Annotated in this window: 25 protein-coding genes; 10 read left to right on the top strand and 15 right to left on the bottom strand. The window is 62.5% G+C overall.

The window, feature by feature from the left end:
• Nucleotides 1–51 precede the first annotated feature (51 nt).
• The 9 genes from panC to dksA all read right to left on the bottom strand — a co-directional run bounded on the left by panC (nucleotide 52) and on the right by dksA (nucleotide 10,524).
• Complete coding sequence (gene panC, locus HJD22_RS09490) at nucleotides 52–897, bottom strand: pantoate--beta-alanine ligase (protein ID WP_208656252.1); 846 nt, start codon at nucleotides 895–897, stop codon at nucleotides 52–54.
• The gene (gene panB / locus HJD22_RS09485) at nucleotides 897–1,688 is read right to left on the bottom strand and encodes a 3-methyl-2-oxobutanoate hydroxymethyltransferase (protein WP_208656251.1); all 792 of its coding nucleotides are present in this window, start codon (nucleotides 1,686–1,688) and stop codon (nucleotides 897–899) included. The genes panC and panB overlap by 1 nt, the downstream gene beginning before the upstream one ends.
• A 118-nt stretch (nucleotides 1,689–1,806) precedes the next feature.
• Nucleotides 1,807–2,310, bottom strand: coding sequence for a 2-amino-4-hydroxy-6-hydroxymethyldihydropteridine diphosphokinase (gene folK / locus HJD22_RS09480; protein WP_208656250.1), 504 nt, complete (start codon nucleotides 2,308–2,310; stop codon nucleotides 1,807–1,809).
• Complete coding sequence (pcnB, locus tag HJD22_RS09475) at nucleotides 2,303–3,706, bottom strand: polynucleotide adenylyltransferase PcnB (RefSeq protein ID WP_208656249.1); 1,404 nt, start codon at nucleotides 3,704–3,706, stop codon at nucleotides 2,303–2,305. Before pcnB ends, folK begins: the two co-directional genes overlap by 8 nt.
• An 862-nt stretch (nucleotides 3,707–4,568) precedes the next feature.
• Complete coding sequence (locus HJD22_RS09470) at nucleotides 4,569–5,966, bottom strand: sigma-54 dependent transcriptional regulator (protein WP_208656248.1); 1,398 nt, start codon at nucleotides 5,964–5,966, stop codon at nucleotides 4,569–4,571.
• Complete coding sequence (locus HJD22_RS09465; RefSeq protein WP_208656247.1) at nucleotides 5,944–8,910, bottom strand: ATP-binding protein; 2,967 nt, start codon at nucleotides 8,908–8,910, stop codon at nucleotides 5,944–5,946. The genes HJD22_RS09470 and HJD22_RS09465 overlap by 23 nt, the downstream gene beginning before the upstream one ends.
• The gene (locus tag HJD22_RS09460; protein WP_208656246.1) at nucleotides 8,900–9,076 is read right to left on the bottom strand and encodes a hypothetical protein; all 177 of its coding nucleotides are present in this window, start codon (nucleotides 9,074–9,076) and stop codon (nucleotides 8,900–8,902) included. The genes HJD22_RS09465 and HJD22_RS09460 overlap by 11 nt, the downstream gene beginning before the upstream one ends.
• Nucleotides 9,077–9,110: 34 nt before the next feature.
• The gene (gene gluQRS / locus HJD22_RS09455; RefSeq protein ID WP_208656245.1) at nucleotides 9,111–10,001 is read right to left on the bottom strand and encodes a tRNA glutamyl-Q(34) synthetase GluQRS; all 891 of its coding nucleotides are present in this window, start codon (nucleotides 9,999–10,001) and stop codon (nucleotides 9,111–9,113) included.
• Nucleotides 10,002–10,086: 85 nt separating this feature from the next.
• A complete protein-coding gene (gene dksA / locus HJD22_RS09450; RefSeq protein ID WP_208656244.1) occupies nucleotides 10,087–10,524 on the bottom strand; it encodes an RNA polymerase-binding protein DksA in 438 nt (145 codons plus the stop codon).
• Between the two features lie 202 nt (nucleotides 10,525–10,726).
• Between dksA and HJD22_RS09445 the strand changes: the two genes are divergently transcribed.
• Together HJD22_RS09445 and sfsA are read left to right on the top strand one after the other, a co-directional pair.
• The gene (locus HJD22_RS09445) at nucleotides 10,727–11,887 is read left to right on the top strand and encodes a pyridoxal phosphate-dependent aminotransferase (RefSeq protein WP_208656243.1); all 1,161 of its coding nucleotides are present in this window, start codon (nucleotides 10,727–10,729) and stop codon (nucleotides 11,885–11,887) included.
• A 10-nt stretch (nucleotides 11,888–11,897) separates the two neighbouring features.
• Nucleotides 11,898–12,671, top strand: coding sequence for a DNA/RNA nuclease SfsA (sfsA, locus tag HJD22_RS09440; RefSeq protein ID WP_208656242.1), 774 nt, complete (start codon nucleotides 11,898–11,900; stop codon nucleotides 12,669–12,671).
• On the opposite strand, the gene HJD22_RS09435 is transcribed toward sfsA, so the two are convergent.
• The 5 genes from HJD22_RS09435 to HJD22_RS09415 all read right to left on the bottom strand — a co-directional run bounded on the left by HJD22_RS09435 (nucleotide 12,643) and on the right by HJD22_RS09415 (nucleotide 16,291).
• Nucleotides 12,643–13,092 carry a DUF4426 domain-containing protein gene (locus tag HJD22_RS09435; protein WP_208656241.1) on the bottom strand — a complete coding sequence of 150 codons (450 nt, stop codon included), beginning with the start codon at nucleotides 13,090–13,092 and terminating at the stop codon, nucleotides 12,643–12,645. The two genes, sfsA and HJD22_RS09435, sit on opposite strands and share 29 nt — an antisense overlap.
• 16 nt (nucleotides 13,093–13,108) lie before the next feature.
• Nucleotides 13,109–13,732, bottom strand: coding sequence for a methionine biosynthesis protein MetW (gene metW / locus HJD22_RS09430; protein ID WP_248730194.1), 624 nt, complete (start codon nucleotides 13,730–13,732; stop codon nucleotides 13,109–13,111).
• Complete coding sequence (locus HJD22_RS09425) at nucleotides 13,732–14,913, bottom strand: homoserine O-acetyltransferase (RefSeq protein WP_208656239.1); 1,182 nt, start codon at nucleotides 14,911–14,913, stop codon at nucleotides 13,732–13,734. The genes metW and HJD22_RS09425 overlap by 1 nt, the downstream gene beginning before the upstream one ends.
• 61 nt (nucleotides 14,914–14,974) lie before the next feature.
• Nucleotides 14,975–15,553 (bottom strand): YggT family protein, encoded by a 579-nt coding sequence (locus HJD22_RS09420; RefSeq protein ID WP_208656238.1) that lies wholly within the window; start codon nucleotides 15,551–15,553, stop codon nucleotides 14,975–14,977.
• A 36-nt stretch (nucleotides 15,554–15,589) separates the two neighbouring features.
• Entirely contained in the window at nucleotides 15,590–16,291 is a 702-nt protein-coding gene (locus HJD22_RS09415) for a YggS family pyridoxal phosphate-dependent enzyme (RefSeq protein WP_208656237.1), read from the bottom strand.
• Between the two features lie 35 nt (nucleotides 16,292–16,326).
• On the opposite strand from HJD22_RS09415, the gene HJD22_RS09410 reads away from it, so the two are divergent.
• Complete coding sequence (locus HJD22_RS09410; protein ID WP_208656236.1) at nucleotides 16,327–17,361, top strand: type IV pilus twitching motility protein PilT; 1,035 nt, start codon at nucleotides 16,327–16,329, stop codon at nucleotides 17,359–17,361.
• Between the two features lie 37 nt (nucleotides 17,362–17,398).
• On the top strand, nucleotides 17,399–18,538 hold the full coding sequence (locus tag HJD22_RS09405) for a PilT/PilU family type 4a pilus ATPase (RefSeq protein WP_208656235.1): 1,140 nt from the start codon (nucleotides 17,399–17,401) through the stop codon (nucleotides 18,536–18,538).
• Between the two features lie 5 nt (nucleotides 18,539–18,543).
• Here HJD22_RS09405 and HJD22_RS09400 read toward each other — a convergent pair whose 3' ends face one another.
• Complete coding sequence (locus tag HJD22_RS09400; RefSeq protein ID WP_208656234.1) at nucleotides 18,544–19,692, bottom strand: anhydro-N-acetylmuramic acid kinase; 1,149 nt, start codon at nucleotides 19,690–19,692, stop codon at nucleotides 18,544–18,546.
• Nucleotides 19,693–19,817: 125 nt separating this feature from the next.
• Here HJD22_RS09400 and tyrS point away from each other — a divergent pair, with 125 nt between their 5' ends.
• The 6 genes from tyrS (at nucleotide 19,818) to HJD22_RS09370 (ending at nucleotide 26,431) form a co-directional block, all read left to right on the top strand.
• Nucleotides 19,818–21,017 (top strand): tyrosine--tRNA ligase, encoded by a 1,200-nt coding sequence (tyrS, locus tag HJD22_RS09395; RefSeq protein WP_208656233.1) that lies wholly within the window; start codon nucleotides 19,818–19,820, stop codon nucleotides 21,015–21,017.
• A gap of 360 nt (nucleotides 21,018–21,377) precedes the next feature.
• The gene (locus HJD22_RS09390; protein ID WP_208655708.1) at nucleotides 21,378–22,748 is read left to right on the top strand and encodes a Rieske 2Fe-2S domain-containing protein; all 1,371 of its coding nucleotides are present in this window, start codon (nucleotides 21,378–21,380) and stop codon (nucleotides 22,746–22,748) included.
• A 13-nt stretch (nucleotides 22,749–22,761) separates the two neighbouring features.
• On the top strand, nucleotides 22,762–23,253 hold the full coding sequence (gene benB / locus HJD22_RS09385; protein WP_208655709.1) for a benzoate 1,2-dioxygenase small subunit: 492 nt from the start codon (nucleotides 22,762–22,764) through the stop codon (nucleotides 23,251–23,253).
• Nucleotides 23,254–23,284: 31 nt separating this feature from the next.
• Nucleotides 23,285–24,319: a benzoate 1,2-dioxygenase electron transfer component BenC gene (gene benC / locus HJD22_RS09380; protein WP_208655710.1), complete on the top strand. Its 1,035-nt coding sequence runs from the start codon at nucleotides 23,285–23,287 to the stop codon at nucleotides 24,317–24,319.
• Nucleotides 24,316–25,107, top strand: coding sequence for a benzoate diol dehydrogenase BenD (gene benD / locus HJD22_RS09375; protein ID WP_208655711.1), 792 nt, complete (start codon nucleotides 24,316–24,318; stop codon nucleotides 25,105–25,107). The genes benC and benD overlap by 4 nt, the downstream gene beginning before the upstream one ends.
• 88 nt (nucleotides 25,108–25,195) lie before the next feature.
• Nucleotides 25,196–26,431 (top strand): benzoate/H(+) symporter BenE family transporter, encoded by a 1,236-nt coding sequence (locus HJD22_RS09370; RefSeq protein WP_208655712.1) that lies wholly within the window; start codon nucleotides 25,196–25,198, stop codon nucleotides 26,429–26,431.
• Nucleotides 26,432–26,544 lie beyond the last annotated feature (113 nt).

Genomic DNA, 26,544 nt, shown 5'->3' with positions numbered 1-26,544 from the left:
AGTGTAGTGGGAAACCGGGCGATTCTCTTGACAGTCGAAGAATCAGCGATATCAGGGAAGAGTCAGGGCAAGATTGTCGATCAGCCTCGTAGGCCCGAGACGCGCCGCAGCGAGAATGATCAGCTGGCGGGTCTGTGCCTGGACCGGCCCGAGATCGGCTGCGCGGACTTCGAGATAGTCGGGTGCGAACCCGCGCTCGCTCAGACGCCGCAAGGCCTCATCGAGAGCGGCAGAGAGCGCCCGCCCCTCGAGCAACTCGTCACGCAACTCGCAGAGCGTGCGGTAGAGCCCAGGTGCCCGGCGGCGCTCCTCCTCGTTGAGATAGCCGTTGCGTGACGATAGCGCCAGGCCATCCTCGGCGCGCACGGTGGGTACCCCGATGATCTCGATAGGGTAGTGCAGATCGGCGACCAGTTGGCGAATCACGGCCAACTGCTGGTAATCCTTCTCGCCGAAATAGGCGATATTCGGTTGTACCAGATTGAATAGCATGGCGACCACGGTGGCCACGCCATCGAAGTGACCGGGGCGTGAACCGCCACACAATCCTTCGCTGACGATGGGTACCCGGACCCGTGCGTGATGCTCAAGCCCCTGAGGGTAGATCGCGGCGGTATTGGGCGTGAACAGCAGATCGCAGCCCGACGCCTCCAGGCCGGCCTGATCGTCGGCAAGCGTGCGGGGATAGGCATCCAGATCCTCGCCGGCACCGAACTGCAGTGGGTTGACGAAGATCGTGGCCACCACCAGGTCGGCGCTTGCGCGCGCCTCGGCAATCAGGGTCAGGTGCCCCTGGTGGAGGTTGCCCATGGTCGGCACGAGGGCGATGCGCCGACCCTCGCGGCGGGCGCTTGCTAGGACTTGACGTAACTCGATGGGGGAAGAGAGCGTATGCATCAGAAGCAGTGCTCCTCGGCAGGGAAGCGGCGCGCCTTGACCTCCTCGTGGTAGCGGCGAAAGGCGCTCGGGATATCGTCGGCATCGGCCATGAAATTCTTCACGAAGCGCGGCGTGCGGCCATGTGTGACGCCGAGCACATCGTGCATGACCAGTATCTGACCATCCACATCCGGGCCAGCACCGATACCGATGACCGGCACGTCCACGGCATCGCGCACTGCGCGGCCGAGGCTTGCCGGCACGCACTCCAATAGGATGACCGAAGCGCCCGCCTCGACCAAAGTGCGGGCATCGTTGACGATCTGCTCGGCGCGCTCCGCTTCACGCCCCTGCACCTTGTAGCCGCCGAGTTGATAAACCGTCTGGGGAGTGAGGCCGAGGTGGGCGCAGATCGGCACGCCGCGGCGGGTCAGCTCGCGAATGCCCTCCGCCATCCAGGCTTCGCCCTCGACCTTGACCAGTTCGGCTCCGGCGCGCATCAGCTCGCCGGCATCCTGCAGCAGGCGCTCGAGGCTCGAGTTGCTCATGAAGGGTAGATCGACCATCAGCAGGCTAGCCCCCTTGCCACGAGCGGCGCATCGCGTGTGATAGCAGATATTGTCAAGCGTGACCGGGAGCGTGCTGGCATGACCCTGCAGCACCATGCCAAGGGAGTCGCCGACCAGCAGGACCTCGATGCCAGCGTCGCTTGCGGCGCGGGCAAAGGAGGCATCATAGGCCGTCAGGCAGCTAAATGCTTCACCGGCGCGCTTGCAGGCCTGCAGCGTACCTAGGGTGACCGATTTCATAGGCTTCGATCTCATCATTATTGAGTGGACGTGCCAAGTGATGGCCGTCGTGCTGACGTGACATGCGATGTTACCGTGGTGGAGCCAAGTGTGGAACGGTAACAAAAGAGGGGCAACTCTACCTTTGAGGTAACAGTTCCCGCAAATCATCGCTGTGTTGGGCGAGAGCCAGGGGGCCGATCTCGCGTCCGTCAGGCAAGCATAGATGAGGGGCCAGTTTGGCCAGGGGCGTCAGCACGAAGCCACGGCTGGTCATATGAGGGTGTGGTAGGCGCAGGCGTGGGTGGTCGATGCAGCGATCGCCATAGAGCAGTAGATCGAGATCGAGGGTACGCGGGCCCCAGTGGCGCAGGCGCTTGCGCCGCTGGCGCTGTTCCAGCACTTGCAGCTGGTCGAGCAGCGCCAGCGGCGAGAGACGGGTATCGAGGGCGGCCACGGCATTGATGAAGTCGGGCTGATCCTTGGGACCATGGGGAGCGCTGGCATATAACGGTGAGTGCCCCGCCAGGCGACTCACCGGCAGACGGTCAAGCGCCTCGAGCGCTCGCATTATCTGCCGGTAAGGGTCTTCGAGATTGCTGCCAAGGCCGATATAGGCCCGCTGCTGACTCGCCTCACTCATTCTGACTTGAGGGGGCGGACGGACGACGGCGCTTGCGTGGACGGCGCTTGCGCGGCCCACTGGTACCGGCGGGATCGCTGTCAACTTTATTCAGCAAGCGACGCTTCTCATGCTCATCGGCTTCTTGGAAGGCCGTCCACCAGTGACCCAGACCGGGGGCGATCTCGCCGGCCTCTTCACGCAGCAGCAGAAAATCATACGCGGCTCGAAAGCGCGGATGGTCGCGGGTCTGGAAGGCGCGCTTGCCATGGCGCCTGGGCAGGCGCTGCTGAAGGTCCCAGATATCGCGCATGGGTAAGCTGAAGCGCTTAGGAATCGAGATGTGCTGCAGCTGACGCGACACGGCCTGTTGAGAGGCAACCTGCAGCGCCGGGACGGAGGGCATGCCCTCTGCCTCGAGGCGAGCCAGCCGCTGCGTCACTCCTGGCCACAACAGGGCGCCAAACAGAAACGCCGGGGTAACGGGGCGCTCCTCACGGATACGGTTATCGGTATTGGCCAGGGCACGCTCGAACAGTACCTCGGCCCAGGGCAGTTCGACCATGGCTTCATCGGCTTCCGGAAACAGCATGGCAAACAGGCCATAGTGGCGAAGCAGACGGAAGGTGTTCAGGGCATGGCCGGCCAGCAGGAGTTTGAGGATCTCATCGAACAGTCGAGCCGGGGGGATCTGCAGCAGTAGCGGTGCGAGTTCGCGGATCGGCGCCTCCGTAGCCACATCGAGCTGAAAGTCGAGCTTGGCGGCAAAGCGAATGGCCCGCAGCATGCGCACCGGATCCTCGCGGTAGCGCGTTGCAGGATCGCCGATCAGGCGCAGGGTGCGGTTCTCGATATCGCGAATCCCGTCGGCCCAGTCATGAATCGAGAAGTCGGCAATATTGTAGTAGAGGGCATTGACGGTGAAGTCACGACGCAGGGCATCCTCTTCGATGTTGCCCCAGACATTGTCGCGCAGCAGCAGTCCCTCATCAGATTGGTGCGAAAGGTGCTGACCGTGGTCGTCGTTGGGTCGCCCGCGGAAGGTGGTGACCTCGATCACATCGCGGCCGAAACGCACATGCACGATGCGAAAGCGTCGGCCAATGATCCTGGAGTTACGAAACAGATCTCGGAGCTGCTCGGGAGTGGCGTCGGTGGCGACGTCGAAGTCCTTGGGCGTCTTGCCCAGTAGCGAGTCGCGGATGCAGCCTCCAACGAGGTAGGCCTCAAATCCTGCGTTATGCAGACGATAGAGAACCTTGAGCGCAGAGTCGCTGAACTGTTTGCGTGAAACAGGATGTTCGTCACGCGGAATGACGCGTAGCCGTGGCGGTTCGGAAATGCCATCCTGGCTTGCGAAAAGGGTTCTCAAACCTGCTCCGGGACGCTGAAGAAAGCGGGTAAATCCTTTGAACATGCAGCGATATCGACTCGCTATGGGCGAAAATACAAGTGTAGCCGACCACCGACACCTTGGAAACCTATTCGATCTGAGAAGTCAGGCATGGGTCGACACTGCGCGCAATATATAAGGGGAGGCCATATGGCCTCCCCCAAGCATGTGTTCAGCTTCCGTGCTGCTGTTTTTTCTTCGTGATGGCGCATCGCCTTGAATACGCACCACAGTCGCCAAGGAGTCGGCAGGCAAGCAAAATCTTGTTATTATTGACTTTCCTGGTGGCAACCGCCTCGTATTCAAAACAATAATCCAACCACGACGGTAGGGGGCTACCTTCTTTCGGCTTGTTGTTCTTATTGCCGAAAGTGCATCTCTGAAGGGGAGAGTTCTTGTTTTACCCTTTCTCGATGCGTCGCGTCCTGGTTTGTCTTCCGGACCTTCGACGATATTGGATTTATTGGCGTCGAAGCGTGACTGCGGCGATTTGTTGTTGTTACTCACAACCGCGATTCACGTGTCTTCTCCCGACAGATTGTTGTTGTTGGCTGTCGAGCTGTACTGCGGTGCGCCTATTGTTCTTGTTGGCCTTAAGCGTGGCGACCGGCAGTTCCGGATATTGTTTTTCTTGACTTAGTTAGTGCAGCCGCTGTGCCATTCTGGGAAATAATCTTTTTACACAGATGGTTACGGTTTTTTTGTTCCGCTTGGACTATAAGATACGGCGCTTGTGTTACCGCTTTGAGAGCCTCGTGGTGCAAACCCTGTGTTGGATGGTAACAAGTGGTGCATTTCATGCCGGCTATGGGGAAGGAAAGTATCCTTATGGGGCGAGCGATGCGCTTAGACCATGGTCGGGTTGTAACAGGGGGAGTGGCGGGAATCACCCTGTGGTGCGGCCGCGGGTACTTCTCTTGCGCGGGATGCCGAGGCGCTGACGTCGCTCCCATAAGCATTTGCGACTGATACCGAGCTTCTGTGCCAGCTCCGTCTCGCTCATGACGTCCTGATGCTCGAGGACGAAATGCTGAAAATAATCCTCGAGCGAGAGGTCCTCCCCATCGAGTTCGCCGCTCGACTCCGGCTGGGGAGAAAGATGGCGCGTATTCACATCGCCATGCGGTGGTGGTGCACGCCGAGATGGCGACACGGGTAGGCCGAGATCGTCTGGATGAATCAGGTGTCCTTCGGCGAGAATGACGCCACGCTCGAGGGCATTCTCGAGTTCGCGAACATTACCAGGCCATGGGTAGCCGTATAGATCGCGGCGTGCCGAGCGTGACAGTTTCAATCCCTCCCGCCCATGTCGTCGACAGGCAGCGTCGAGCAGCACGTCGGCGAGCTTGAGTATATCCTCTTCGCGGTCGCGCAGCGGTGGCAGGTTGATCTGCATCACATTGAGGCGGTAGTAGAGATCGAGGCGAAACTCACCGCTCTTGGAAAGGGAGCATAGGTCGCGGTGGGTGGCGGCGATCAGTCGCACATCGACATGACGCGTCTCGATCGAGCCAACTTTGCGGATCTCCCCCTCCTGCAGTACGCGAAGTAGGCGAGCCTGGGCATCGAGAGGCAATTCGCCGATCTCGTCGAGGAACAGCGTGCCGCCATCGGCGGCCTCGACCAGGCCGGTGCGCGCGTTGCTCGCTCCGGTAAAGGCGCCCTTCTCGTGGCCGAAGAGTTCCGACTCGATCAGGGTTTCGGGGATAGCCGCGCAATTGACGCAGATCAGCGGCGCCTCGGCGCGTTTACTCTGGTAGTGAATCGCCTTGGCGACGAGTTCCTTGCCGGTGCCCGACTCACCCTGGATAAGCACTGTCACGTCCGCCGGGGCGGTCTTGCGGATCCGGATATAGACATCCTGCATGGCCTGACACTCGCCGATCATCGTCTGCGCTGCCGCACGGCTAGGGAGGTCGGCTTGCGCTGCCGGCTCGAGGGCGTAGCGCAGAGTCCGGGTCACCGTCGCGATCAGCTCGTCATGGTCGAAGGGCTTGGCGATATAGTCCACGGCCCCCTGCTTTAGCGCATCCACCGCCGAGCGCATGCTGGCGTAGCTGGTCATGATCAACACTGGAGTCGGTGCGGAGAGTCTGATCAATTCGGTCCCGGCATCGCCGGGCAGGCGAAGATCGCTGATCACCAGGTCGAAGCGTTGCGGCTCCAGAGCCAGCGCATCGGCCACCGAACCGGCCTCGCTCACCTGGTAGTCATGGCGCTCCAGCAGACGTTTCAAGGCGCTGCGGATGATGATTTCGTCTTCAACGATCAGAATCCGTCTCATCTTGGTTGTCGCCATCCTCTCTGGTGGTGGGCAGCCACAAACGGATGCGGGTGCCGCGTTCGCGCCCCGGGGGCGGTGAATCGATATGGATCTGTCCGCCATGCTCGGCCACGATGCTGTAGACCAGCGGCAGTCCCAGGCCTGTCCCTTCGCCGGGGGGCTTGGTCGTGGTGAAGGGCTCGAACAGGCGGTCGCGCATGTGGCTGTCGATTCCCTGGCCATCGTCGGTGACGGTGAGCGTGACGCCATGGTCCTCGGCGACGGCGTCTATCACGATTTCGCCCCCGTCGGGGCTGGCGTCGCGGGCGTTGCTCAGCAGGTTGACCAGCACTTGGACCAGGCGCTGGGCATCGCCCCAGATCCGCAGCTCGCCGGGGCACTGGTTACGATACACCACATCATGTCCCGAGCGGGCGAGGTGGATCAAATGCAGGGCTTCATCGGCGATCTGGCGTGGCGCGACCTCGCTGAAGAGAGCTCCTTGAACGTGGCGCCCACCATGGGCGAAGCCGATCAACGAGCTGACGATGCGTGAGACACGATCGGTCAGCAGCTGAATCTGGTCGGCAGTCTCCAGAATCTCGGGGTCACTCGTGTCATAACGCAGATTCTGGGCAAGCGATGAAATGCCGGTGATGGGGTTGCCGATCTCATGGGCCACGCCGGCAGCGAGTTGGCCGATCGAGGCCAGGCGCGCGGCATGTACCAGTTCGTCTTCAAGCCACTTCATCTCACTGTGATCCTCGATCAGGATGATACTGCCACCACGTTCATCATCGCCGCCACTCAGCACCGCCTTGTGTAGGCTCAGGTGGTGCAAGCCCGTGCTCAGCTCTACCGGCTGCTTGTAGAGGTGGCTCTGTCGCTGGGTCAGGATGCGCCCGAGCAACTCGCTCCAGGGGGCAGGGAGGCTGTCGCGGTGCGCTCCGAGTACGCTGGCACTACTGATGCCGGTCAGCTCCGCCAGGGCGTCGTTCCACATCAGCAGTTCATCATCGTCGCCAAAGGCGCACAGGCCAATAGGCAGTTCGGCTAGGGTACGCCGGTGATAGCGGCGCAGACCGTCGAGCTCACGGGCCAGGCCGGTCAGTTGCGAGCGGTAGGCCTCCAGGCGGCTTTCGACGAAGTGGATATCGTCGGTAGCCCGACGCCCATCGTGGCGATAGGGCAGGAAGGCATCGACGATGTCCTGGGCCACCGACGGCCCCATCAGCCCCGACAGATTGGCCTGGATGCGGTCACGCAGGCGGCGCAGGGCGTAGGGCCGGCTCTCCTGGGGTGATATCCCCAGTGTCTGCAGGGCGCGGTCCACCTCGCGCTCAGCGACGTCGTTGCCCAGGGCCTGTCCTAGCTGGCGCTTGAACTCCTCGCCATTGAGGGCCAGCAGCGGCAGCCGCTTGGGGCGTACCACCGCATCCAGCGAGCAGGCTTCGGCGGCGGCTCGTTCCCCCTCCGAAGTGTGGGTGATCAGCGAGACCAGAATGAAGGTGAGGCTGTTGGCGGCTAGCGCCACCAGTGTCACCACGTACCAGCTCGGCTGATCGCTCAGTGCCTCCAGACCGGGGGGGATGAGTACCAGCCCCGGCTGCCCGGTGAGTAGCGGGAGCCACAGGCCGAGTAGCCAGATGGCAAGCCCCACGGCGAGCCCCGAGACCATCCCCTTGCGGTTGGCCCCCGGCCAGTAGAGTACGGCCAGCATGCCGGGCAGGCACTGGGCCATGCCCACGAAGGCGGTGATGCCGAGGGTGGTCAGGTTGTGCTCGACGCCGACGAAGCGATAAAGCAGCCAGCTGCCCAGTATCACCAAGACGATCAGCCCGCGTCGTAGCCAGCGCAGCCAACGGTAGAGGTCCGGTTGGCGCACCGGTGGGCTTGCCACCAGCACCAGGTGATTGAGTAGCATCCCGGAGAGGGCCAGGGAGATGACGATGATGGTGGCGCTGGCTGCCGCCAGGCCGGCAATGAACGCCAGTGCATCGACCCACCAGGCCTGGGAGAGCCCGAACGCTAGATAGGCGCTGCCCAGCGCAGCGCTGTCGCCACCGACAGATTGAGCTCCCCACAGAATCAACGGCACCGGCAGAGCCATGAGCAGCAGATAGAGCGACAGGCTCCAGCCGGTCTGTAGCAGCGAGTGGCGCGAGAGCGGCTCGGCAAAGGTCATGTGAAACATGTGCGGCATCAGAAACGAGGCGGCGAAGAACAGCAGCAGCAGGGTGCGCCACTGGCCCGAGTCGAAGGGAACGATGGTGGCCTGCTCGGCAGCGCCCGGGCCATCGAGCCAGGCTTGCAGGTCGGCGGGGCCATGGAAGATACCGAACAGTACCACACCACCGATGGCCAGCATGGTCGTAAGCTTGACCAGCGATGAGAAGGCGATCGTCACCAGCAGCACGTCATGACGCGCCTGCGGCGAGGTATGACGGGCACCGAACAGCATCGCAAACAGTGCGATTACCGCGCAGAACGCCAGCGCCAGCAGCTCAGGCGAAGCGCTGCCGCTCATCAGGTAGAGCGTGACGCCCAGACTCTTGACCTGCAAGGCGAGCAGCGGCAGCACCGCCACCAGGCTGACCAGGGCGATCAGCGTACCGACCCAGCGTGAGCGGAAGCGGAAAGCGAACAGGTCGGCAAGCGACGCCAGCTGATAGGTGCGGGTCATGCGCTGTATCGGCAGCAGCAACACCGGTGCCAATAGAAAGGCGCCGGCCACGCCCAGGTAGTAGGCGAGATAGCCATATCCCGCCACGCTCGCAATCTCCACGCTGCCATAGATGGCCCAGGCACTGGCATAGACTCCCAGCGCCAAGGTGTAGGCGGCGGGATGCTGGGCGACTCGCCGCGAAATTAAGCCGCGCTCCACGGCCAGGGCAACCAGGAACAGCAGGGCGACATAGCCACCGCCGAGCAGCACGATACCCACAAGGCTCCCATCAGCGTTCATCGAGTCGCCTCTTCTGCTCGAGCCACACAGAGAGGGCAATCAGCGCCCCCCAGATGACGAAGGGGCGGTACCAGGCGCTGCCCGGTACCACCCAGCCGCTCATCAACAGCGGCGATAGCAGGTAGCCGCCAAATACCAGGAACAGCATGATGCGATAGACGTACATGGAGATAGCCTGTTCGCGCCTCGATAAGACGATACTAACAGGTCGCGTCGCGGCGTTCGGCCTGTGCACGCAACTGGGAGGGGGACCAGCGCTCGATCGCAACGGCCAGCTGCTCCTCTACCGGTGCCTGACGCTGGGCATCATCGGGGGCCTGGTCTAGTGCCAGCAGGGCGTGATGAAGCAGTTGACGGATTTCGGCGTCACCGTGGCTTGGCAGCGCCGGAGCGAGGTTCTGCTTGGAGAGCTTCTGACCATCGGCCCCGACAATCAACGGCAGGTGAAGGTAGCGCGGCTCGGGGAGACCAAGCGCGACCTGCAGCTGACGCTGCCAGGGTGTGTTGTCGAGCAGATCGAAGCCGCGCACCACATCGGTGATCTCCTGCCAAGCATCGTCCACCACCACGGCGAGCTGGTAGGCCCAGAGCCCATCCTTGCGCTTGAGCACCACATCGCCCAGGGCGGCGGGGTCAAAGTGCTGGGCGCCGAACAGCCTGTCCTGCCACTCGACCGGACGCAGACCGAGATCACTTCTCAAACGCCAGGCGACGGATCGTTCGGGGGCGCGTACCCCGTCACGACACCAGCCGGGGTAGACGGCATGCGCTTGCCACTGCTTGCGCGAACAGCCGCAGGGGTAGGCAAGGCCGATATCGCGCAAGTGATCGAGGGCCTGCTGGTAGGCCTCGTCGCGAGCGTGCTGATAGGTCACCGGGCCGTCCCACTGCAGGCCGAAGGCCTCGAGCTGGCGGAGGATCTCGTCGCTTGCGCCGGGTCGGCAGCGTGGCGGGTCGATGTCTTCGATGCGCAGTAGCCAGGCACCGCCCTGATGACGGGCATCGAGGTAGCTGCCAAGTGCCGCCACCAGAGAGCCGAAGTGCAGCGGCCCGGAGGGGGTTGGTGCGAAACGGCCGCGATAGTCGCCCATGAGATCTCCCGTGCGTGACCTGCCGATACGCGAACGGGCACCCGAAGGTGCCCGTCACGATGGAAGACAGGGCTCGGGCGGCAGATCAGCCGCCGAGCTGCTTCTCCTTGAGTTCGGCCAGTGTTTTGCAGTCCACGCATTGCGTGGCGGTGGGGCGCGCCTCGAGACGACGGATGCCGATCTCGACGCCACACGCTTCACAGAAGCCATAATCTTCCTCATCGATCATGTCAAGCGTCTCGTTGATCTTCCTGAGCAGCTTGCGCTCGCGGTCGCGGGTACGCAGCTCGAGGCTGAAACCCTCTTCCTGGGTGGCGCGATCCGCCGGATCGGCATAATTGTTCGCCTCTTCCTGAAGATGACGAACGGTACGGTCGACCTCCTCCATCAGCTCCTGTTTCCAGCCCAGCAGGATCTGCCGGAAGTGCTCCAACTGCTTCTCGTTCATGTACTCTTCACCCGGTGCAGGCTCGTACGGGGTGAATTTCTTAGGCGCTTCCGTCTTCTTGGCTGCTACTGGCATGGGGCTGCCTCGTTACTTAAGTGACTGCTGATCGATAGCTGACGTGCGGCGAGCTTCTCACCAAAGGTCTGCTTGTTTAGCGAAAAAACGCGGCCTTTGCAACATCTCTTGCAACTCAGTTCGCTGCGTCGTCGAGGCGAGTCGGCTTACAATGGTGCTTTTGTCCCAGCGCCTTGGGGCAAGGCTAATTGAGGAATTTCAAATGCACTGGAGTGCGCGACTGGAAAGGATAGAACCCTTCCGGGTGATGAGCCTGCTGGAGGTCGCTCAAGCGCGTGAAGCGGCGGGGCACGATGTCATCCACCTGGAGGTCGGCGAGCCCGACTTCGCCACCCCCGATCCGATCATCGCCGCCGGCCAGCGCGCCTTGGCCGGCGGGCACACCCGCTATACTCCGGCGGCGGGGTTGCCGGCGCTGCGCGAGGCGATCAGCGAGCACTATGCGCGTCACTTCGCCGCGACAGTCGAGCCTTCGCGGATCATCGTCACGCCGGGTGCCTCGGGTGCCCTGCTGCTGGCAAGCCAGTTGCTTGTCGAGCGTGGCGACAGGGTACTGATGGCCGATCCCACCTATCCCTGCAATCGTCACTTCATGGCACTGGCCGATGCCGAGCTGGATACGGTGGCGGTGGGGCCGCAGAGCGGCTGGCAGCTCGATGCCGCCCTGATCGCCGAGCATTGGCGCGATGCGACGCGTCTGGCGATGCTGGCCACGCCCTCCAATCCCACCGGCCACATGCTCGATGCCGCACAGCTGGCCGAAGTGTCGAGCGTCGTCAAGGCGCGTCGCGGGGCACTGCTGGTCGACGAGATCTACCAGGGGCTGACCTATGATACGCCCCCGGTATCGGCCGCCGCCGTGGCCCCGGACGCTTTCGTGGTCAACAGCTTCTCCAAGTATTTCGGCATGACCGGCTGGCGGCTGGGATGGCTGGTGGCGCCGGAGACAGCCGTCGAACCGCTGACGCGGCTGGCGCAGAATGTCTTCCTGGCAGCCTCCACCCCCGCCCAGCATGCAGCGCTGGCAGCCTTCACGCCGGAGTGTCGTGAAGAGCTCGAGCGTCGCCGGCGCGAGCTGCAGTACCGCCGCGATGCCCTGCTCAAGGGGCTGGCGCGCCTGGAACTTGCCCCCTCGCTGCCGCCCCAGGGAGCCTTCTATGTGTGGCTGGATATTTCGCGTTTCAGCCATGACAGCCAGGCGTTCTGTCGCCGGCTGCTGGAGGAGGAGGACGTCGCCATCACGCCCGGCATCGATTTTGCTCTGCGTGGGGGTGAACACCACGTGCGCATCGCCTTTACCACCAGTGTGCCGCGTCTGGAAGAGGCGGTATCGAGACTCGCACGCTTCCTGGCCCGGCAATAGGAGTGCGTGCATGAAGTACCCTGACCTGACGCCGGGCATACTGCTCAGGCGCTACAAGCGCTTTCTGGCCGATATCGAGCTCGAGGATGGCTCGGTCGTGGTGGCGCACTGTCCCAACACCGGCTCGATGCGTGCCGTCAACGTACCCGGCTGCCGGGTGTGGCTCTCGTCGAGCGACAATCCCAAGCGCAAGCTGGCCTGGACCTGGGAGCTGATCGAACTGCCTCAGGCACAGGGCGGGATCGCCGTGGCCTCGGTACAGACCGGACGCGCCAACCGCATCGCCGAGGAGGCGCTGGGCGGCGGTGTGGTAGAGGAGTTGCGCGGCTATGCATCGCTCAGGCGCGAGGCGGTCGTTGAGGGGGCGCGACTCGATTTCCGCCTGGAGGATACCGCGCTCGGGACCGCCTATGTCGAGGTCAAGCAGGTCACCCTCAAGGAGCTGGATGGCCACGGCTACTTCCCCGATGCCGTCAGCGAGCGAGGGCGTCGTCACCTCGAGGCGCTGGCTGCACTGGCTGCCCAGGGTCATCGGGCGGTGCTGCTGTTCTGCGTGGCGCACACTGGTATCCAGGATGTCGTACCGGCTGCGCATCTCGATGCACGCTATGCCCGGACTCTGCGCGAGGTGGCGGCCAGCGGTGTGGAGCTGCTGGCCTATGGTTGTCATGTCGAGGTGCGGGAGGGCACGCCAGTGGCGATCTCGCTCTCCCGGCGTCTGCCGGTCTGCCTCGACCGCCTGTTCGAACTTCCGCTCAGCGATCGATATAGAAGCGCTGAATGAAATTGACGCTGGCGGGTTCGCGATTGCGGTCGTAGGTGACGTCGAGGTCGAAGCGCATCGGCTCGTCCTCCTGAATGCGGAAGGTGGTCAGATGATAGATGCTGTCGCCGTCGCGGACGGTACGAAACGAGAGCGGCTGGGACTGCCCGGCCAGGTTGCCGACACTGCCGTTGACCATGGCATTGACTGCCCGGGTGGTACCGTCCTCGAGCTCCTCGCGCACGCTGACATTGAGCAACGCCTGTACCTGGCTGCGCTGGATGTTGTGTGCAGCGGCGATCTCGGGGGTGAGAAAACTGGTGTTCACCGCATTGTAGTGGATCTGATAGTTACCGACCTGATCGTACTGCTGTGCCTGGCTGGTTCCCGCCATCAGCAGGCCCCATCCCAGGCAGCAGATCGCCAAGAATTTCCTCGTCATGTCATCCTCTGCTCTATCACGTTTGGCTTTCTGACGCTGTACCCTGCCGACGGCGGCTGACGCGAAAGATCGCCGTCTCGCCGAACAGGTTGGGCCACAGCCGTGAGCTCCAGTGGCCCTCGTGGTCGCCATTGCCCACGGCGCGGTCAGTGATGGTCAGACCCTTGTCACGGCAGAGTCGTTCAAAATCATTGAACGTCGACAGATGAATGTTCGGCGTGTCATACCAGGCGTGCGGCAGCGAGCGCGATACCGGCATGTAGCCCTTGAAGCCGAGATAGCCGCGGTGGCGCCAGTAGGCGAAGTTGGGGAAGGTGATGATGCACTCCGCCGCCACGCGCAGCATCTCGTCAAGGGCGATGTCGGGGCGACGCAGCGCCTGCAGCGCCTGGGTCATGATCACCAGATCGCAGGCATCGTCGTCGAAGTTGGCCAGCCCCTCGTCGAGGTTCTGCTCGATGACGTTGACTCCCTTCTCGATGCAGGCGGTAATGCCGTCAGGGTCGATTTCCAGCCCATAGCCGGTGACGTTCTTGTCACGGGCCAACACGTCGAGCAGGGTGCCATCGCCACACGCCAGATCAAGAATATGCGCCCCTTCCGGGACCCAACCGTAGATCAGCTTGAGATCGGCGCGCATCATTTCTCTCCCTCGGTGTCGCTCGGCTCACGCTTGTCTAGTCCAAGCGCACGTGCCGCACGACTCATGAAACCGGCGAATACTGCGTTGTAGCGCTCGTTTGACAGCAGGAAGGCATCGTGGCCATGCGGCGATTCGATGTTGGCGTAGCTGACCGATTTGTCGGCGCGGATCAGGGCGTCGACCAGCTCTTTCGAGCGTGACGGCGGGAAACGCCAGTCGGTGGTGAAGCTGACCACCAGAAATGGGCAGGTGGCTGGCGCCAGTGCGGCGGCGAGCTCGCCGCCATGGGCGGCGGCGGGGTCGAAGTAATCCAAGGCCTTGGTCATCAGCAGGTAGGAGTTGGCATCGAAGGCGGTAGAGAAGGTGTCGCCCTGGTGGCGCAGATAGGACTCGACCTGGAATTCGACGTCATAGCCGAAGTTGAGATCGTTGCTGCGCAGGTCGCGTCCGAACTTGCTGCCCATCGAATCCTCGGAGAGGTAGGTGATATGACCGACCATGCGCGCCAGCTTGAGCCCGCGCCTAGGTACCGTGCCGTGCTCACTGTACCAGCCATCGTGAAAATCCGGATCCGAGCGGATCGCCTGGCGGGCGACCTCGTTGAAGGCGATGTTCTGTGCCGAGAGCTTGGGGGTGGCGGCGATGATCACGGCATTGGCGACCCGCTCGGGATAGGCGAGTGTCCACTGTAGCACCTGCATGCCGCCAAGGCTGCCGCCCACCACGGCGGCGAAGCGTTCGATGCCCAACCGGTCGGCCAGCCGCGCTTGGCTGTGCACCCAGTCGCTGACGGTCATGACCGGGAAGTCCGGCCCCCAGGCTCGGCCGGTTTCGGGGTTGGTGGCGCAGGGGCCTGTCGTGCCGTGGCAGCCGCCCAGGTTGTTGAGTGAGACCACGAAGAAGCGGTTGGTGTCGATGCTCTTGCCTGGGCCGATATGGGCATCCCACCAGCCCGGCTTGCGCTCCTCCTGGTTGTGGTAGCCGGCGGCATGATGATGCCCCGACAGCGCGTGACAGATCAGCACTGCATTGCTGCCCTCGGCATTGAGGGTGCCGTAGGTTTCATAGATCAACTGGTAGCTGGGCAGCGTCCTGCCGCAGGCCAGGGCCAAGGGGTCGTCGAAGTGGGCCGCTTGCGGCGCTACCAGGCCGACCGAATCGCTAGAAAACTCGAGCATCGCGGTTTCGGGGTCCCGTCGTGTTGTGGTCACCAATCTAGCCGACTCTTGTGGCACGCCGTCAGATCCCGACCAAGGCACCGGAGATGCCGGCGGCGCGGGTCAGCGCGCCCACCACGATACCATCGATGAGGTTGATGGCGATGAATACCACGATGGGAGAAAGATCGATCATGCCTAGCGGCGGAATCACCTTGCGCACCGGCGCCATGATCGGCTCGACCAGTTGCATGATCAGCAGCGCCCCGGGATGGCTGGCGTTGGGCGCCACCCAGCTGAGGATGATCATGCCGATCAGCGCGAAGAAGTAGATCTTGAGGATCGCATTGGCCAGCGCCGCGACCGAGCCGATGGCGACACTAGCGATGGGCGGCATACCGTAGCCGGCGATCTGCAGGATGGCGATGATGCTGACCGCCTTGAGCACGAAGCCCGCCGCCAGGGTGGCCAGGTCGAAGCGTCCCACCGGACCCAGGAAACTCTGGAAGGGCCGTACCACCGGCTGAGTGACCTTGACTACCGACTGGCTGAGCGGATTGTAGTAGTCGGCACGCGAGGCCTGCAGCAGGAAACGCAGCATCAGCAGGAACAGATAGATATTGACGAGAGTATTGACCAGTAGCAGGCCGGCGTTGCCCATTTGGGACTCCTTGCGTTCAGTAAGATAATCGAAGCGTCAGAGGTTTCTGGCGCCGAAGAGTGCAGTACCCAGGCGTACTAGCGTGGCGCCCTCCATCACGGCGGCCTCCAGGTCGTCGCTCATGCCCATGGAGAGGGTATCGAGTGGAGCCTGGGGGTGGCGAGTCTTGAGCGTCGCGAGTGCCTGGCGGAGTTGCGCGAAGGGGAGTCGCTGGCGCACCGGATCGCTTTGCGGCTCTGGAATGGCCATCAAACCGCGCAGGGTAAGGTTCGGCAGTGCCATCACGCTATCGGCCAGCGCATCGAGCGCCTCCAGCGCCACCCCCGCCTTGCTTGGCTCATTGCTGATGTTCACCTGCAGACAGACATTCAGTGCCGGCAGGTGCGCCGGACGCTGCTCAGCGAGGCGCTTGGCGATCTTCTCGCGATCGACGCTGTGGACCCAGGTGAAGTGCTCGGCGACCGCGCGGGTCTTGTTGGATTGCAGTGGACCGATGAAATGCCAGACGATATTGCCAAGCTCGGCAAGGGCCTGCTGCTTCTCCAGCGCTTCTTGCAGGTAACTCTCGCCGAAAGCGCGCTGGCCTTGATGATAAGCTTGGCGAATCATGTCGGCAGGCTTGGTCTTGCTCACGGCCAGCAGCTCGGCCCCGTCTGCCGGCCGCCCCGCTGCGTCCAGTGCCTGGGCCAGACGCTGGCGCGCCGACTCGAATGTCTTGGCGATTACGACCTCTGTCATACGAATAACGACCTTACCTGGGAGCGGGGAAGTCCATGGATATTACCGAATTGCTGGCGTTTTCGGCAAAGCAGAACGCCTCTGACCTGCACCTTTCGGCGGGTTTGCCACCCATGATCCGCGTCGATGGCGACATCCGCCGCCTCAACGTCCCGGCCATGGAGGATCGCGAGGTACGCAAGCTGATCTACGAGATCATGAACGATCGGCAGCGTCGCGACTATGAAGAGTTCTTCGAGACGGACTTCTCCTTCGAGGTGCCGAATGTCGCGCGCTTCCGTGTCAACGCCTTCCATCATGGGCGCGGCGCTGGGGCGGTGTTCCGCACCATTCCCGCGCAGGTGATGAGCATGCAGGAGCTGAACCTGGGTGACGTGTTCCGCCGCCTGGCCCAGCTGCCACGCGGCCTGGTGCTGGTCACCGGGCCCACCGGGTCGGGCAAGAGTACCACCCTTGCCGCCATGATCGACTATATCAACGACACCCGCTACGACCATATCCTGACCATTGAGGATCCTGTCGAGTTTGTGCATCGCAGCAAGCGCTGCCTGGTCACTCAGCGCGAGGTGCATCGCGACACGCTCGGCTTCGCGCCGGCGCTGCGCAGTGCTCTGCGCGAGGACCCGGATGTCATTCTGGTCGGCGAGATGCGCGACCAGGAGACCATCCGCCTGGCGCTGACCGCCGCCGAAACCGGCCATCTGGTATTCGGCACCCTGCACACCACCTCGGCAGCCAAGACCATCGACCGCATCATCGATGTCTTCCCCGGGGACGAGAAGTCGATGGTGCGCTCGATGCTCTCCGAATCGCTGCAGGCGGTGATTGCCCAAGTGCTGCTCAAGCGCACCGGCGGAGGGCGGGTGGCCGCTCATGAAATACTGGTGGCGACGGCGGCGGTGCGAAACTTGATTCGCGAAGACAAGGTGGCGCAGATCTACTCCGCCATCCAGACTGGCGGCAATCTGGGTATGGTGACCCTCGATGCGTCGATGGCGCGCCTGGTGAGCGAAGGCTTCGTAACACGTGAAGAGGCGCAGGCCAGGGCCAAGGGAGCGCTGGCACCGTGAAGAGCGGAATCGATAAGCGTAGTGTGCGAGGTGCGCCATGACGGCAAGCGAATGGCTACAACAGTTGTTGGGGATCATGGTCGACCAGCAAGCGTCGGATCTGCTGATCTCGGTGGGCGCACCTCCCACCTTGAAGGTATCCGGTGCACTGACGCCGCTCGGCGACCAGCCGTTGGCCCAGGCCCAGGTCGCCGAGCTGGTCAAGGCGGCGATGCCGGAGAGTCAGCGCGAACGTTTCACCACCGAGCAGGAGGCCAATTTCGCCCTGAGCCTGACCGGGCGAGGGCGCTTTCGTGTCAGCGCCTTCAAGCAGCGTAGTCAGCCGGCGATGGTGCTGCGGCGCATCACGTTCGACATTCCGCGGCTGGAGGCGCTGGCGCTGCCCGCCACGCTGGGTGAGCTGGCCAGGATCAAGCGTGGCCTGGTGTTCGTGGTGGGCGGCACCGGCACGGGCAAGTCGACCACCCTGGCGTCGATGATCCAGGATCGCAACGAGACCATCGGTGGGCACATCATCACCATCGAGGACCCCATCGAGTATATCCACCCGCACAAGAAGGCGATGATCAATCAGCGCGAGGTGGGAATCGATACCGAATCCTTCGAGGTGGCGCTCAAGAACACGCTGCGTCAGGCGCCGGACGTGATCCTGATCGGCGAGGTGCGTACCCAGGAGACCATGGAGCACGCCCTGGCATTTGCCGAGACCGGGCATCTATGTCTTGCCACCCTGCACGCCAACAACGCCAACCAGGCGCTGGATCGGATCATCAACTTCTTCCCGGCGGAGCGGCATCACCAAGTCTGGCTCGAGCTGTCGCTGAACCTGCAGGCGATCATCGCACAGCAGCTATTGCCTACCCTGGACGGCGGGCGCCGGGCGGCCATCGAGATCATGCTGCGCTCGCCGCTGATCAGTGACCTGATCCGCAAGGGTCAGGCAGGCGAGATCAAGAGTGTCATGGCGCGCTCCCGCGAGCTGGGGATGCAGACCTTCGACCAGGCGCTCTATGCCCTCTATCAGGAGGGGGTGATCAGCCAGGACATGGCGCTGGTGCATGCCGATTCGGCCAACGATCTGCGCTTGATGATCAAGCTCGGCGATACGGCTCCTCGCAGGGAGAACGACCAGGCGGGGGGCAATCGCCTCTCACTGCGCGACGAAGACGACTTCTGATCGCCTCAAGGAGCGTAGACGCCGCCGAGTACGCGAGGCCCCTTGGCACCGGTGACCGAAGGCAGGTTGCCGGGCAGCCCCTCCAGCCGCCGCCACGCCAGCCAGGCGAAGGCGCCCGCTTCCAGCCAGTCGGCCGGCCAGCCCCAGTCATCACTGGGCACCAGGGGCGTTTCGGGCAGGTGCTGTGCCAGGCGCGCTAGCAGATCGGCATTGTGCGCCCCGCCACCACAGGGGATCAGTGCCTTGAGGGGAGGGGCGTCGAACTGTTCCCTGGCCATCTCGATACCCAGCGCAATGCTCGTCGCGGTCAGCTCAGCGAGTGTCGCCTGGACATCCTGTGGCGCTTCGCTGCCGCTCAAGTGCCGCTCCAGCCAGGCCAGATGGAACAGCTCCCGCCCGGTGCTGCGCGGTGGCGGGTGATGAAAGAACGGCTCGTTCAGCATGCGCTCGAGCAGGCGCTCGTCGACGTGTCCCGAGGCCGCCCACTGGCCGTCGGCATCGAAGCGTCCACCTAGGTGGCGCGCGTACCAAGCATCCAACAGTACATTGGCCGGACCGGTATCGAAGCCGATCACTTCATGCTGATCGTCCGGGGGTAGCAGGGTCAGATTGGCGAATCCGCCCAGATTGAGCACCAGCTGCCACTCACTGGCGTGGCGGAACACGGCCCGGTGAAATGCCGGCGCGAGGGGAGCGGCTTGGCCTGCGGCGGCCAGATCGCGGCGACGAAAATCGGCTACTACGGGGCAGCCGGTCAACTCGGCCAGCAGGCTGGGATTGTCGAGCTGCCAGGTATAGGCAGGCGCTTTCACCCCCTCGCCTTGAGTGGCATGTCCATGGGGAGCATGTTCGATGGTCTGGCCATGGCTACCGATGGCGGCGATCGCTTCTCGCGATGTCCCGCTTTTGATCAGCAGGCTTTCGACCGCCTGGGCCTGCAGCCGGCAGAAAGCGTCTTCGGCATGAGCCAGCTCGGCAAAACTCACCCGCTGTGCCTGGCAGAGTGCCAGGAACTGCTGGTGCAGTGCGTCGGGCATCGCCACGGCCTGCGTCTGCAATAAATGCGGCGTATGGTCCGGCGCCTCGATGCATACCAGGGCGGCATCGATTCCATCCAGGCTGGTACCCGACATCAATCCGATAAACAGTGGCATGTTATTTTCTCCTGGCCGCGGCTCACCTGAGGTTGCAGCCGATATGAACGAGACATGCTACCATTCCGCCCCATTCAATAAGCCAGCTGGACTGGTATCAGCCATTTAGATTGGAGTAGGAGACGATGTCCGATGTCACGAGCACGCTGGCGCTGCTGCAGCGTGGCACCCATGAGATTCTGGTGGAAGAGGAGCTGATCAAGAAGCTCGAATCCGGCCGCAAGCTGCGCATCAAAGCGGGCTTCGATCCCACCGCACCGGATCTTCACCTGGGGCACAGCGTGCTGTTGACCAAGATGCGCCAGTTTCAGGACATGGGGCATGAGGTTATCTTCCTGATCGGCGACTTCACCGGACGCATCGGCGATCCCACCGGCAAGAACGTGACCCGCAAGCCCCTCACCGAGAAGCAGGTCAAGGCCAACGCCGAAACCTACAAGGAGCAGGTCTTCAAGGTACTCGATCCCGCCAAGACCGAGGTGCGCTTCAACGCCGAGTGGTTCGGCAAGCTCAGCGCGGCCGATATGATCGAACTCGCTGCCCAAAGCACCGTTGCGCGCATGCTCGAGCGCGATGACTTCGACAAGCGCTACAAGTCTGGACAGCCCATTTCCCTCCATGAGTTCCTCTATCCCCTGGTGCAGGGCTACGACTCGGTGGCGCTCGAGGCGGATATCGAGCTGGGGGGCACGGATCAGAAGTTCAACCTGCTGATGGGGCGCGAGATCCAGAAGCACTTCGGCCAGGAGCCGCAGGTCGTTGTCACCATGCCGCTGCTCGAAGGGCTCGATGGCGTACAGAAGATGTCCAAGTCCCTGGGCAACTATGTGGGTGTCGACGAGGCGCCGGGCTCGATGTTCAACAAGCTGGTGTCGATGCCCGACAGCCTAATCTGGCGCTACTTCGAAATGCTCTCGCTGAAGTCCAACGAGCAGATCGAGGAGCTCAAACGCGATGTCGAGGCGGGCACCAACCCCCGTGACATCAAGATGATCCTGGCGCGCGAGCTGATCGCCCGCTATCACGGCGAAGAGGCGGCGGCCAACGCCCACAAGTCAGCAGGCAACCAGCTGGCGGAAGGCGAGTTGCCCGAGGATATGCCGGAAGTCAGCGTCGATTTTGGAGGTGGCGCCCAAGCGCCAATCGCCGCGGTGCTCAACCGGGCGGGCCTGGCTAGCAACAGCGCTCAGGCCAAGGACATGCTGAGCAATGGTCGAGTCAAGGTCGATGGTGAGGTCATCGAGCGCGATCATATGCTCGATACCGGTAAGAGCTATGTCATCCAGGCCGGCAAGAAGCGCTATGCCCGCGTCACGCTGAGCTGAGCCGGTCGCTCAGCTCAAGGACAAGAGCCAAACGCCCGCCTCGTGCGGGCGTTTCTCATGCAAAAGGCTCTTCTTCAGCAAGGCAATAAGCTATCCACAGCCGGTCGACGCAATCGCCTGTGGATGAGTGGGTGTGATCGGCGGACGATTTCGTCAAAAACCGCTTGCGTGGCCCGGGGTAAATCCGTAAAGTACGCATCCGCTGCTGGCGACGAGCAGCGTCCGCGAGCCAAGGAAGACGAGCAGGACCAGGCCAGCCAGCTGGCCGCTACCGCCAGGGTCTAATCGACCCCATCCCTTGACGCCGGCGGACCCTTCGGGGCCGCCCGGTAGTACGACAAGACACCGAGGATCTAGATCATGACCAGCAAGCTTGATCAACTCGAGGAGCGTGTCCGCGGCGCCGTCGTCGACGATCCCGAGAGCGGCATCTTCCGCTGCCATCGCAGCATGTTCACCGACCCGGCCTTCTTCGAGCTGGAGATGAAGCATATCTTCGAGGGCAACTGGCTGTTCCTGGCCCACGAGAGCCAGATCAGTGAGCCGGGCGACTACATGACCGTGACCATGGGCCGCCAACCGGTGATCATCACCCGCGACAAGCAGGGCGAGCTGCATGCGCTGATCAACGCCTGTGCCCACCGCGGCGCGACCCTGTGCCGCAAGAAGCGCGGTAACAAGGGCACCTTCACCTGTCCGTTCCATGGCTGGTCGTTCAAGAACGATGGTAAGCTGCTCAAGGCCAAGAACGAGAAGAGCGGCGCCTACCCGGACGGTTTCAAGCAGGATGGCTCCCACGATCTCAAGCGTATCGCCCGTTTCGAGAACTACCGCGGTTTTCTGTTCGGTAGCCTGAGCGCCGACGTCCAGCCTCTTGAGACCTACCTGGGCGAGACGATGAAGATCATCGACAACATCGTCGACCAGGCGCCGGAAGGTCTGGAAATCCTACGCGGCACCTCGTCCTACACCTTCAGCGGCAACTGGAAACTCGGGGCCGAGAACGGTGCCGACGGCTACCACGTCAGCACCGTGCACTGGAACTACGCCTCGACCATGGAGCGTCGCAACTATGACGCCGGTGGTACCAAGGCGGTGGATGCCAATGGCTGGTCGAAGAGCATGGGCGGCTTCTACTCCTATGAGAACGGTCACATGATGCTGTGGACGCGCCTGCTCAATCCCGAGGTGCGTCCAGTCTATTCGCAAAAAGAGTGGATCGAGCAGGAGCTGGGCGAGGCGCGGGCCGACTCGATCGTCAACCAGACCCGCAACCTGTGTCTCTATCCCAACGTCTATTTGATGGATCAGTTCTCCACCCAGATCCGCGTCATCCGTCCGATCGCCGTGGACAAGAGCGAGGTCACCATCTACTGCTTCGCGCCCAAGGGTGAGTCCGCCGAGAACCGCGCGCTGCGCATCCGCCAGTACGAGGATTTCTTCAACGTCAGCGGCATGGGCACGCCTGACGATCTTGAGGAGTTTCGCGCTTGTCAGAGCGGCTATGCCGGCCTGGACGCCGAGTGGAACGACCTCTCCCGCGGGGCCAGGCAGTGGATCGAGGGCGCCGACGACAACGCCCGCGCCATCGACATGAAGCCGCTGTTGAGCGGTGCCTCGCCAGAGGACGAAGGTCTGTACGTGATGCACCACAAGCACTGGGTCGAAGAGATGCTGCGCGCCATCGACAAGGAACGCAGCCAGTTCATTCCCACCGCGTCGGCATCGTAAGGAAGGGCACACCATGAGCATGAATTATCTCGATATCCAAGCCTTCGTCCATCGGGAAGCGCGCCTGCTCGACGACCGTGAGTGGGACGAGTGGCTGACCTGCTACAGCAAGAAGGTGGTGTTCTGGATGCCGGCTTGGGACGACGACGATGAGTTGACCCGCGATCCGCACAGCGAGATATCGCTGATCTACTACCCCAGCCGCGAGGGGCTGGAGGATCGCGTCTATCGCATCAAGACCGAGCGTTCCGGGGCCACCAGCATTCCCGAGCCGCGTACCACGCACCAGGTCTCGAACCTGGAGGTGCTCAGCCAGGAAGGCGATACGGTCGAGCTGCGCTTCAACTGGCACACCCTGAGCCATCGCTATCAACAGTCCAGCGCTTTTTTCGGCACCTCCTTCTACACCTTGGACGTGTCCGGCGATAGGCCGCTGATCACTTACAAGAAGGTGGTGCTCAACAACGACTATATCCACCAGGTCATCGACGTCTATCACATCTGATCGATAGCGACCGGTGGGAGAGGAGACGAGCATGAACTACACGATAGCCCTCAATTTCGAAGACGGCGTAACCCGCTTCATCGGCTGCAAGGAGGGCGAGACGGTCCTCGACGCCGCCTACCGGCAGAAGGTCAACCTGCCGATGGACTGTTCCGACGGCGTCTGCGGTACCTGCAAGGGTCATTGCGAGCAGGGCGCCTTCGACATGGGCGATGAATACCTGGAAGAAGCGCTGTCCGAGGAGGAGGAGGCCGAAGGCATGGTGCTCACCTGCCAGATGGTGCCCTCGTCGGACTGCGTGATCCAGGTGCCGGTGGCCTCCACGCTGTGCAAGACCCAGGTCGGCGAGCTGGGCGGCAACGTGGCGGCGGTCGAGCAGCTCTCCGACGATAGCCTCGAGCTGGTCGTCGACCTGGATCTCGAAGAGGGGATCGTTTTCCTGCCGGGACAGTACGTCAACATTCAGGTGCCGGGAAGCGATGAGACGCGCTCCTACTCGTTCAGCTCCAAGCCCGGGGAGCCGCGCGCCAGCTTCCTGATCCGCAACGTGCCGGAAGGGCTGATGAGCGGCTATCTGGCCGGCCGTGCCCAGCCCGGCAATCATCTGACCATGACCGGACCGCTTGGCAGCTTCTATCTGCGCGAGGTCAAGCGCCCATTGCTGATGCTGGCTGGCGGCACCGGTCTGGCGCCGTTTTTGGCCATGCTCAAGCAGCTCGAGGAGAAGGGCTGCGATCAGCCGGTCCATCTGGTCTACGGCGTCAGCTTCGACGACCACCTGGTCAAGCTCGATGAGCTCGACATCTATGTCGAGAAGCTGCCCAGCTTCAGCTACACCACGGTGGTCGCCGACGAGGCGAGCACGCATTCGCGTAAGGGCTACGTCACTCACCATATGGCCCCCGAGCTTCTGCATGGTGGCGAGGTGGACGTCTACCTGTGCGGACCCCCGCCGATGGTCGATGCGGTGCTCAAGCATTTCCGTGAGCAGGGCATCACTCCGGCCAGCTTCCACTACGAGAAGTTCGCCCCGAGCATGACGCCGGCGAGCGAGGTAGTCGCATGAGTGCGCGTTTCCAAGGCTTGCGTTTCCAGGACCAGGTAATGGTGATCACTGGCGCCGCCCAAGGCATCGGACGGCGAGTTGCCGAGCGCGCCGCCACGGAGGGCGCGCGCCTGGCACTGGTCGACCGGGCCGATTATATCAATGACGTCGTCAATGAACTGCGCGAACAGGGCGCCGATGCCATCGCCATTCAGGCCGATCTGGAGACCTGGGAGGGCGCCCAAGGCGTGATGTCGCAGGTCCATGCGCACTTCGGGCGTCTCGACATCCTGATCAACAACGTTGGTGGCACCATCTGGGCTCAGCCCTATGAGCACTATCAGCCCGAGCAGATCGAGGCCGAGGTACGCCGTTCGCTATTTCCCACGCTGTGGTGCTGCCGGGCGGCACTGCCACACCTGCTCGAGAGTGGCGGTAATATCGTCAATGTCTCCTCGGTGGCCACGCGCGGCCTGATGCGCGTGCCCTATGCCGCAGCCAAGGGGGGCGTTAACGCCATGACCGTGGCGCTGGCCTACGAGTACGCCGAGCACGGCATTCGCGTGAATGCCACCGCGCCCGGCGGTACCGAGGCACCGCCACGCATCACTCCACGCAACAGCGCCGAGCAGAGCGAGCAGGAGAAAGGTTGGTACCAGCAGCTCATCGACCAGACCAAGGCCACTAGCTTCATGGGCCGCTACGGCACCCTCGATGAGCAGGCCGGCCCGATTCTCTTTCTGGCTTCCGACGATGCCAGCTATATCACCGGCACGGTGGTACCAGTCGCTGGTGGCGATCTGGGCTAGTCAGACCTTGCGGTGTCCTAGGCTACCCTGACGCTGCAATCTTGTAGCACGCTAATAATACTAATGACAATATACCCTGGAGCATGCCGTGAAACATATCGAAAGAGGCGTCAGCCTTCGACACGCACCCTCTGATTTCATCAGAGACCTCTCTCCCGACAACATCAGCGCCGGTCTGGTCGCCGGTATCTTCGGCCTTAGTGCCGGTGTCATCCACATCAGTGCCGGTACCGCCGCCGGCCTCGACTCCTCGTTCATCATGATCTGGGTCATCAGCTATCTAATGATCAATGGACTGTTCGGCCTGTTCATGCCGGCCTACTACCGGTTGCCATTGCCGATGGCCAATTCGATCCCCGGCGCGCTACTGTTTGCCGCAGTGATCCCTACGGTGGGCCTTGAAGCCGCCTTGGGCGCAACCCTGATCGCTGGGGCCATCTCCTTGGTGGCAGGACTTACCGGGGTCATGTCGGCGGTCATGCGGCTAATTCCCATGCCTATCGTCATGGGCATGATCGGCGGGATCCTGCTTAACTTCGGCCTCAACATGGTTCGTCCACTGGAGAACGCCATGTTGCCGGCAGCGATCATGATTCTCTCCTTCTTCCTCTCGGCCAGGCTGTTTCGCAAGGTACCGCCATTGCTCGTTTCCATGGGCGCCGGTATCGCCTACCTGATGTTCACCGGCGTCGACTTTTCCGGTATTCAGGCCACGGTTCGCTTCCCTGAATTCATCGTGCCCGAGTTCACTCTTTCGGCCTTTCTCGCCTATGGATTGCCGTTGGCGATCATTCTAGTGGGAATGGAGACGCCGGCCGGTGTGGGGTTGGTGAAGGGCATGGGTTACAAGGAGGTGCCGGCCAATGCCATCACCGCCGTGGGCGGCCTGGGTACCATGATTTCGTCCTTCTTCAACCTACACAGTACCTGTATTGCCGCGCCGATGACGGGTATCTGCTCCTCGCCGGAGGCGGGCGATCCGAACAAACGCTGGGTAGCGGCCGTCATTGCTGGAGCGATCTTCGTGGTTTGCGCACCCTTCTATGGCTATGTAGTCAGCCTGCTCGAGGCCACGCCAGGCTACTTCATCGCTATCATCGCCGGCCTTGCTCTGGTTCGGGTCATCACTTCCTCCCTGTCAATCGCTTTTTCGGGCAAGAAACATGAAATGGGAGCGCTATTTGCCTTTCTGATTGCCGCCTCGGGCATTCAGATTCTTGAGATTGGCTCCTCCTTCTGGGCTCTGGTGCTGGGTGTGATGATTTCGATGATCTTCGAGACCAAGGACTTCGAATTCACGGTGAAGCGAGAGGCGGTGACCTGATGGCTTGCCTCCGCCTCTTTATTCGAGTCAGCCTGCCCGGCTAACCCACGTATCCTCCTTGCCCGTTTCTGTTGCGACAGTGCGGGCTTTTTTCCTGCTGTGGCTCATCAACA

This window comes from Halomonas sp. TA22, assembly GCF_013009075.1.
GTDB lineage: Bacteria > Pseudomonadota > Gammaproteobacteria > Pseudomonadales > Halomonadaceae > TA22.
Note: the sequence above shows the minus strand (reverse complement) of the source record. Positions and strands in the feature narration are given on the sequence as shown.

Excerpts from the sequence above, each read along its gene's own strand:
- HJD22_RS09425 (WP_208656239.1), bottom strand. The coding sequence starts at position 14,913 with ATGCTCGAGTTTTCTAGCGATTCGGTCGGCCTGGTAGCGCCGCAAGCG.
- HJD22_RS09445 (WP_208656243.1), top strand. The coding sequence starts at position 10,727 with ATGCACTGGAGTGCGCGACTGGAAAGGATAGAACCCTTCCGGGTGATG.
- HJD22_RS09410 (WP_208656236.1), top strand. The coding sequence starts at position 16,327 with ATGGATATTACCGAATTGCTGGCGTTTTCGGCAAAGCAGAACGCCTCT.
- dksA (WP_208656244.1), bottom strand. The coding sequence starts at position 10,524 with ATGCCAGTAGCAGCCAAGAAGACGGAAGCGCCTAAGAAATTCACCCCG.
- HJD22_RS09470 (WP_208656248.1), bottom strand. The coding sequence starts at position 5,966 with ATGAGACGGATTCTGATCGTTGAAGACGAAATCATCATCCGCAGCGCC.
- HJD22_RS09405 (WP_208656235.1), top strand. The coding sequence starts at position 17,399 with ATGACGGCAAGCGAATGGCTACAACAGTTGTTGGGGATCATGGTCGAC.
- sfsA (WP_208656242.1), top strand. The coding sequence starts at position 11,898 with ATGAAGTACCCTGACCTGACGCCGGGCATACTGCTCAGGCGCTACAAG.
- folK (WP_208656250.1), bottom strand. The coding sequence starts at position 2,310 with ATGAGTGAGGCGAGTCAGCAGCGGGCCTATATCGGCCTTGGCAGCAAT.
- HJD22_RS09435 (WP_208656241.1), bottom strand. The coding sequence starts at position 13,092 with ATGACGAGGAAATTCTTGGCGATCTGCTGCCTGGGATGGGGCCTGCTG.
- panC (WP_208656252.1), bottom strand. The coding sequence starts at position 897 with ATGCATACGCTCTCTTCCCCCATCGAGTTACGTCAAGTCCTAGCAAGC.
- benB (WP_208655709.1), top strand. The coding sequence starts at position 22,762 with ATGAGCATGAATTATCTCGATATCCAAGCCTTCGTCCATCGGGAAGCG.
- HJD22_RS09420 (WP_208656238.1), bottom strand. The coding sequence starts at position 15,553 with ATGGGCAACGCCGGCCTGCTACTGGTCAATACTCTCGTCAATATCTAT.
- panB (WP_208656251.1), bottom strand. The coding sequence starts at position 1,688 with ATGAAATCGGTCACCCTAGGTACGCTGCAGGCCTGCAAGCGCGCCGGT.
- pcnB (WP_208656249.1), bottom strand. The coding sequence starts at position 3,706 with ATGTTCAAAGGATTTACCCGCTTTCTTCAGCGTCCCGGAGCAGGTTTG.
- benD (WP_208655711.1), top strand. The coding sequence starts at position 24,316 with ATGAGTGCGCGTTTCCAAGGCTTGCGTTTCCAGGACCAGGTAATGGTG.
- metW (WP_248730194.1), bottom strand. The coding sequence starts at position 13,732 with ATGCGCGCCGATCTCAAGCTGATCTACGGTTGGGTCCCGGAAGGGGCG.
- HJD22_RS09390 (WP_208655708.1), top strand. The coding sequence starts at position 21,378 with ATGACCAGCAAGCTTGATCAACTCGAGGAGCGTGTCCGCGGCGCCGTC.
- HJD22_RS09465 (WP_208656247.1), bottom strand. The coding sequence starts at position 8,910 with ATGAACGCTGATGGGAGCCTTGTGGGTATCGTGCTGCTCGGCGGTGGC.
- HJD22_RS09415 (WP_208656237.1), bottom strand. The coding sequence starts at position 16,291 with ATGACAGAGGTCGTAATCGCCAAGACATTCGAGTCGGCGCGCCAGCGT.
- HJD22_RS09460 (WP_208656246.1), bottom strand. The coding sequence starts at position 9,076 with ATGTACGTCTATCGCATCATGCTGTTCCTGGTATTTGGCGGCTACCTG.
- benC (WP_208655710.1), top strand. The coding sequence starts at position 23,285 with ATGAACTACACGATAGCCCTCAATTTCGAAGACGGCGTAACCCGCTTC.
- tyrS (WP_208656233.1), top strand. The coding sequence starts at position 19,818 with ATGTCCGATGTCACGAGCACGCTGGCGCTGCTGCAGCGTGGCACCCAT.
- gluQRS (WP_208656245.1), bottom strand. The coding sequence starts at position 10,001 with ATGGGCGACTATCGCGGCCGTTTCGCACCAACCCCCTCCGGGCCGCTG.
- HJD22_RS09400 (WP_208656234.1), bottom strand. The coding sequence starts at position 19,692 with ATGCCACTGTTTATCGGATTGATGTCGGGTACCAGCCTGGATGGAATC.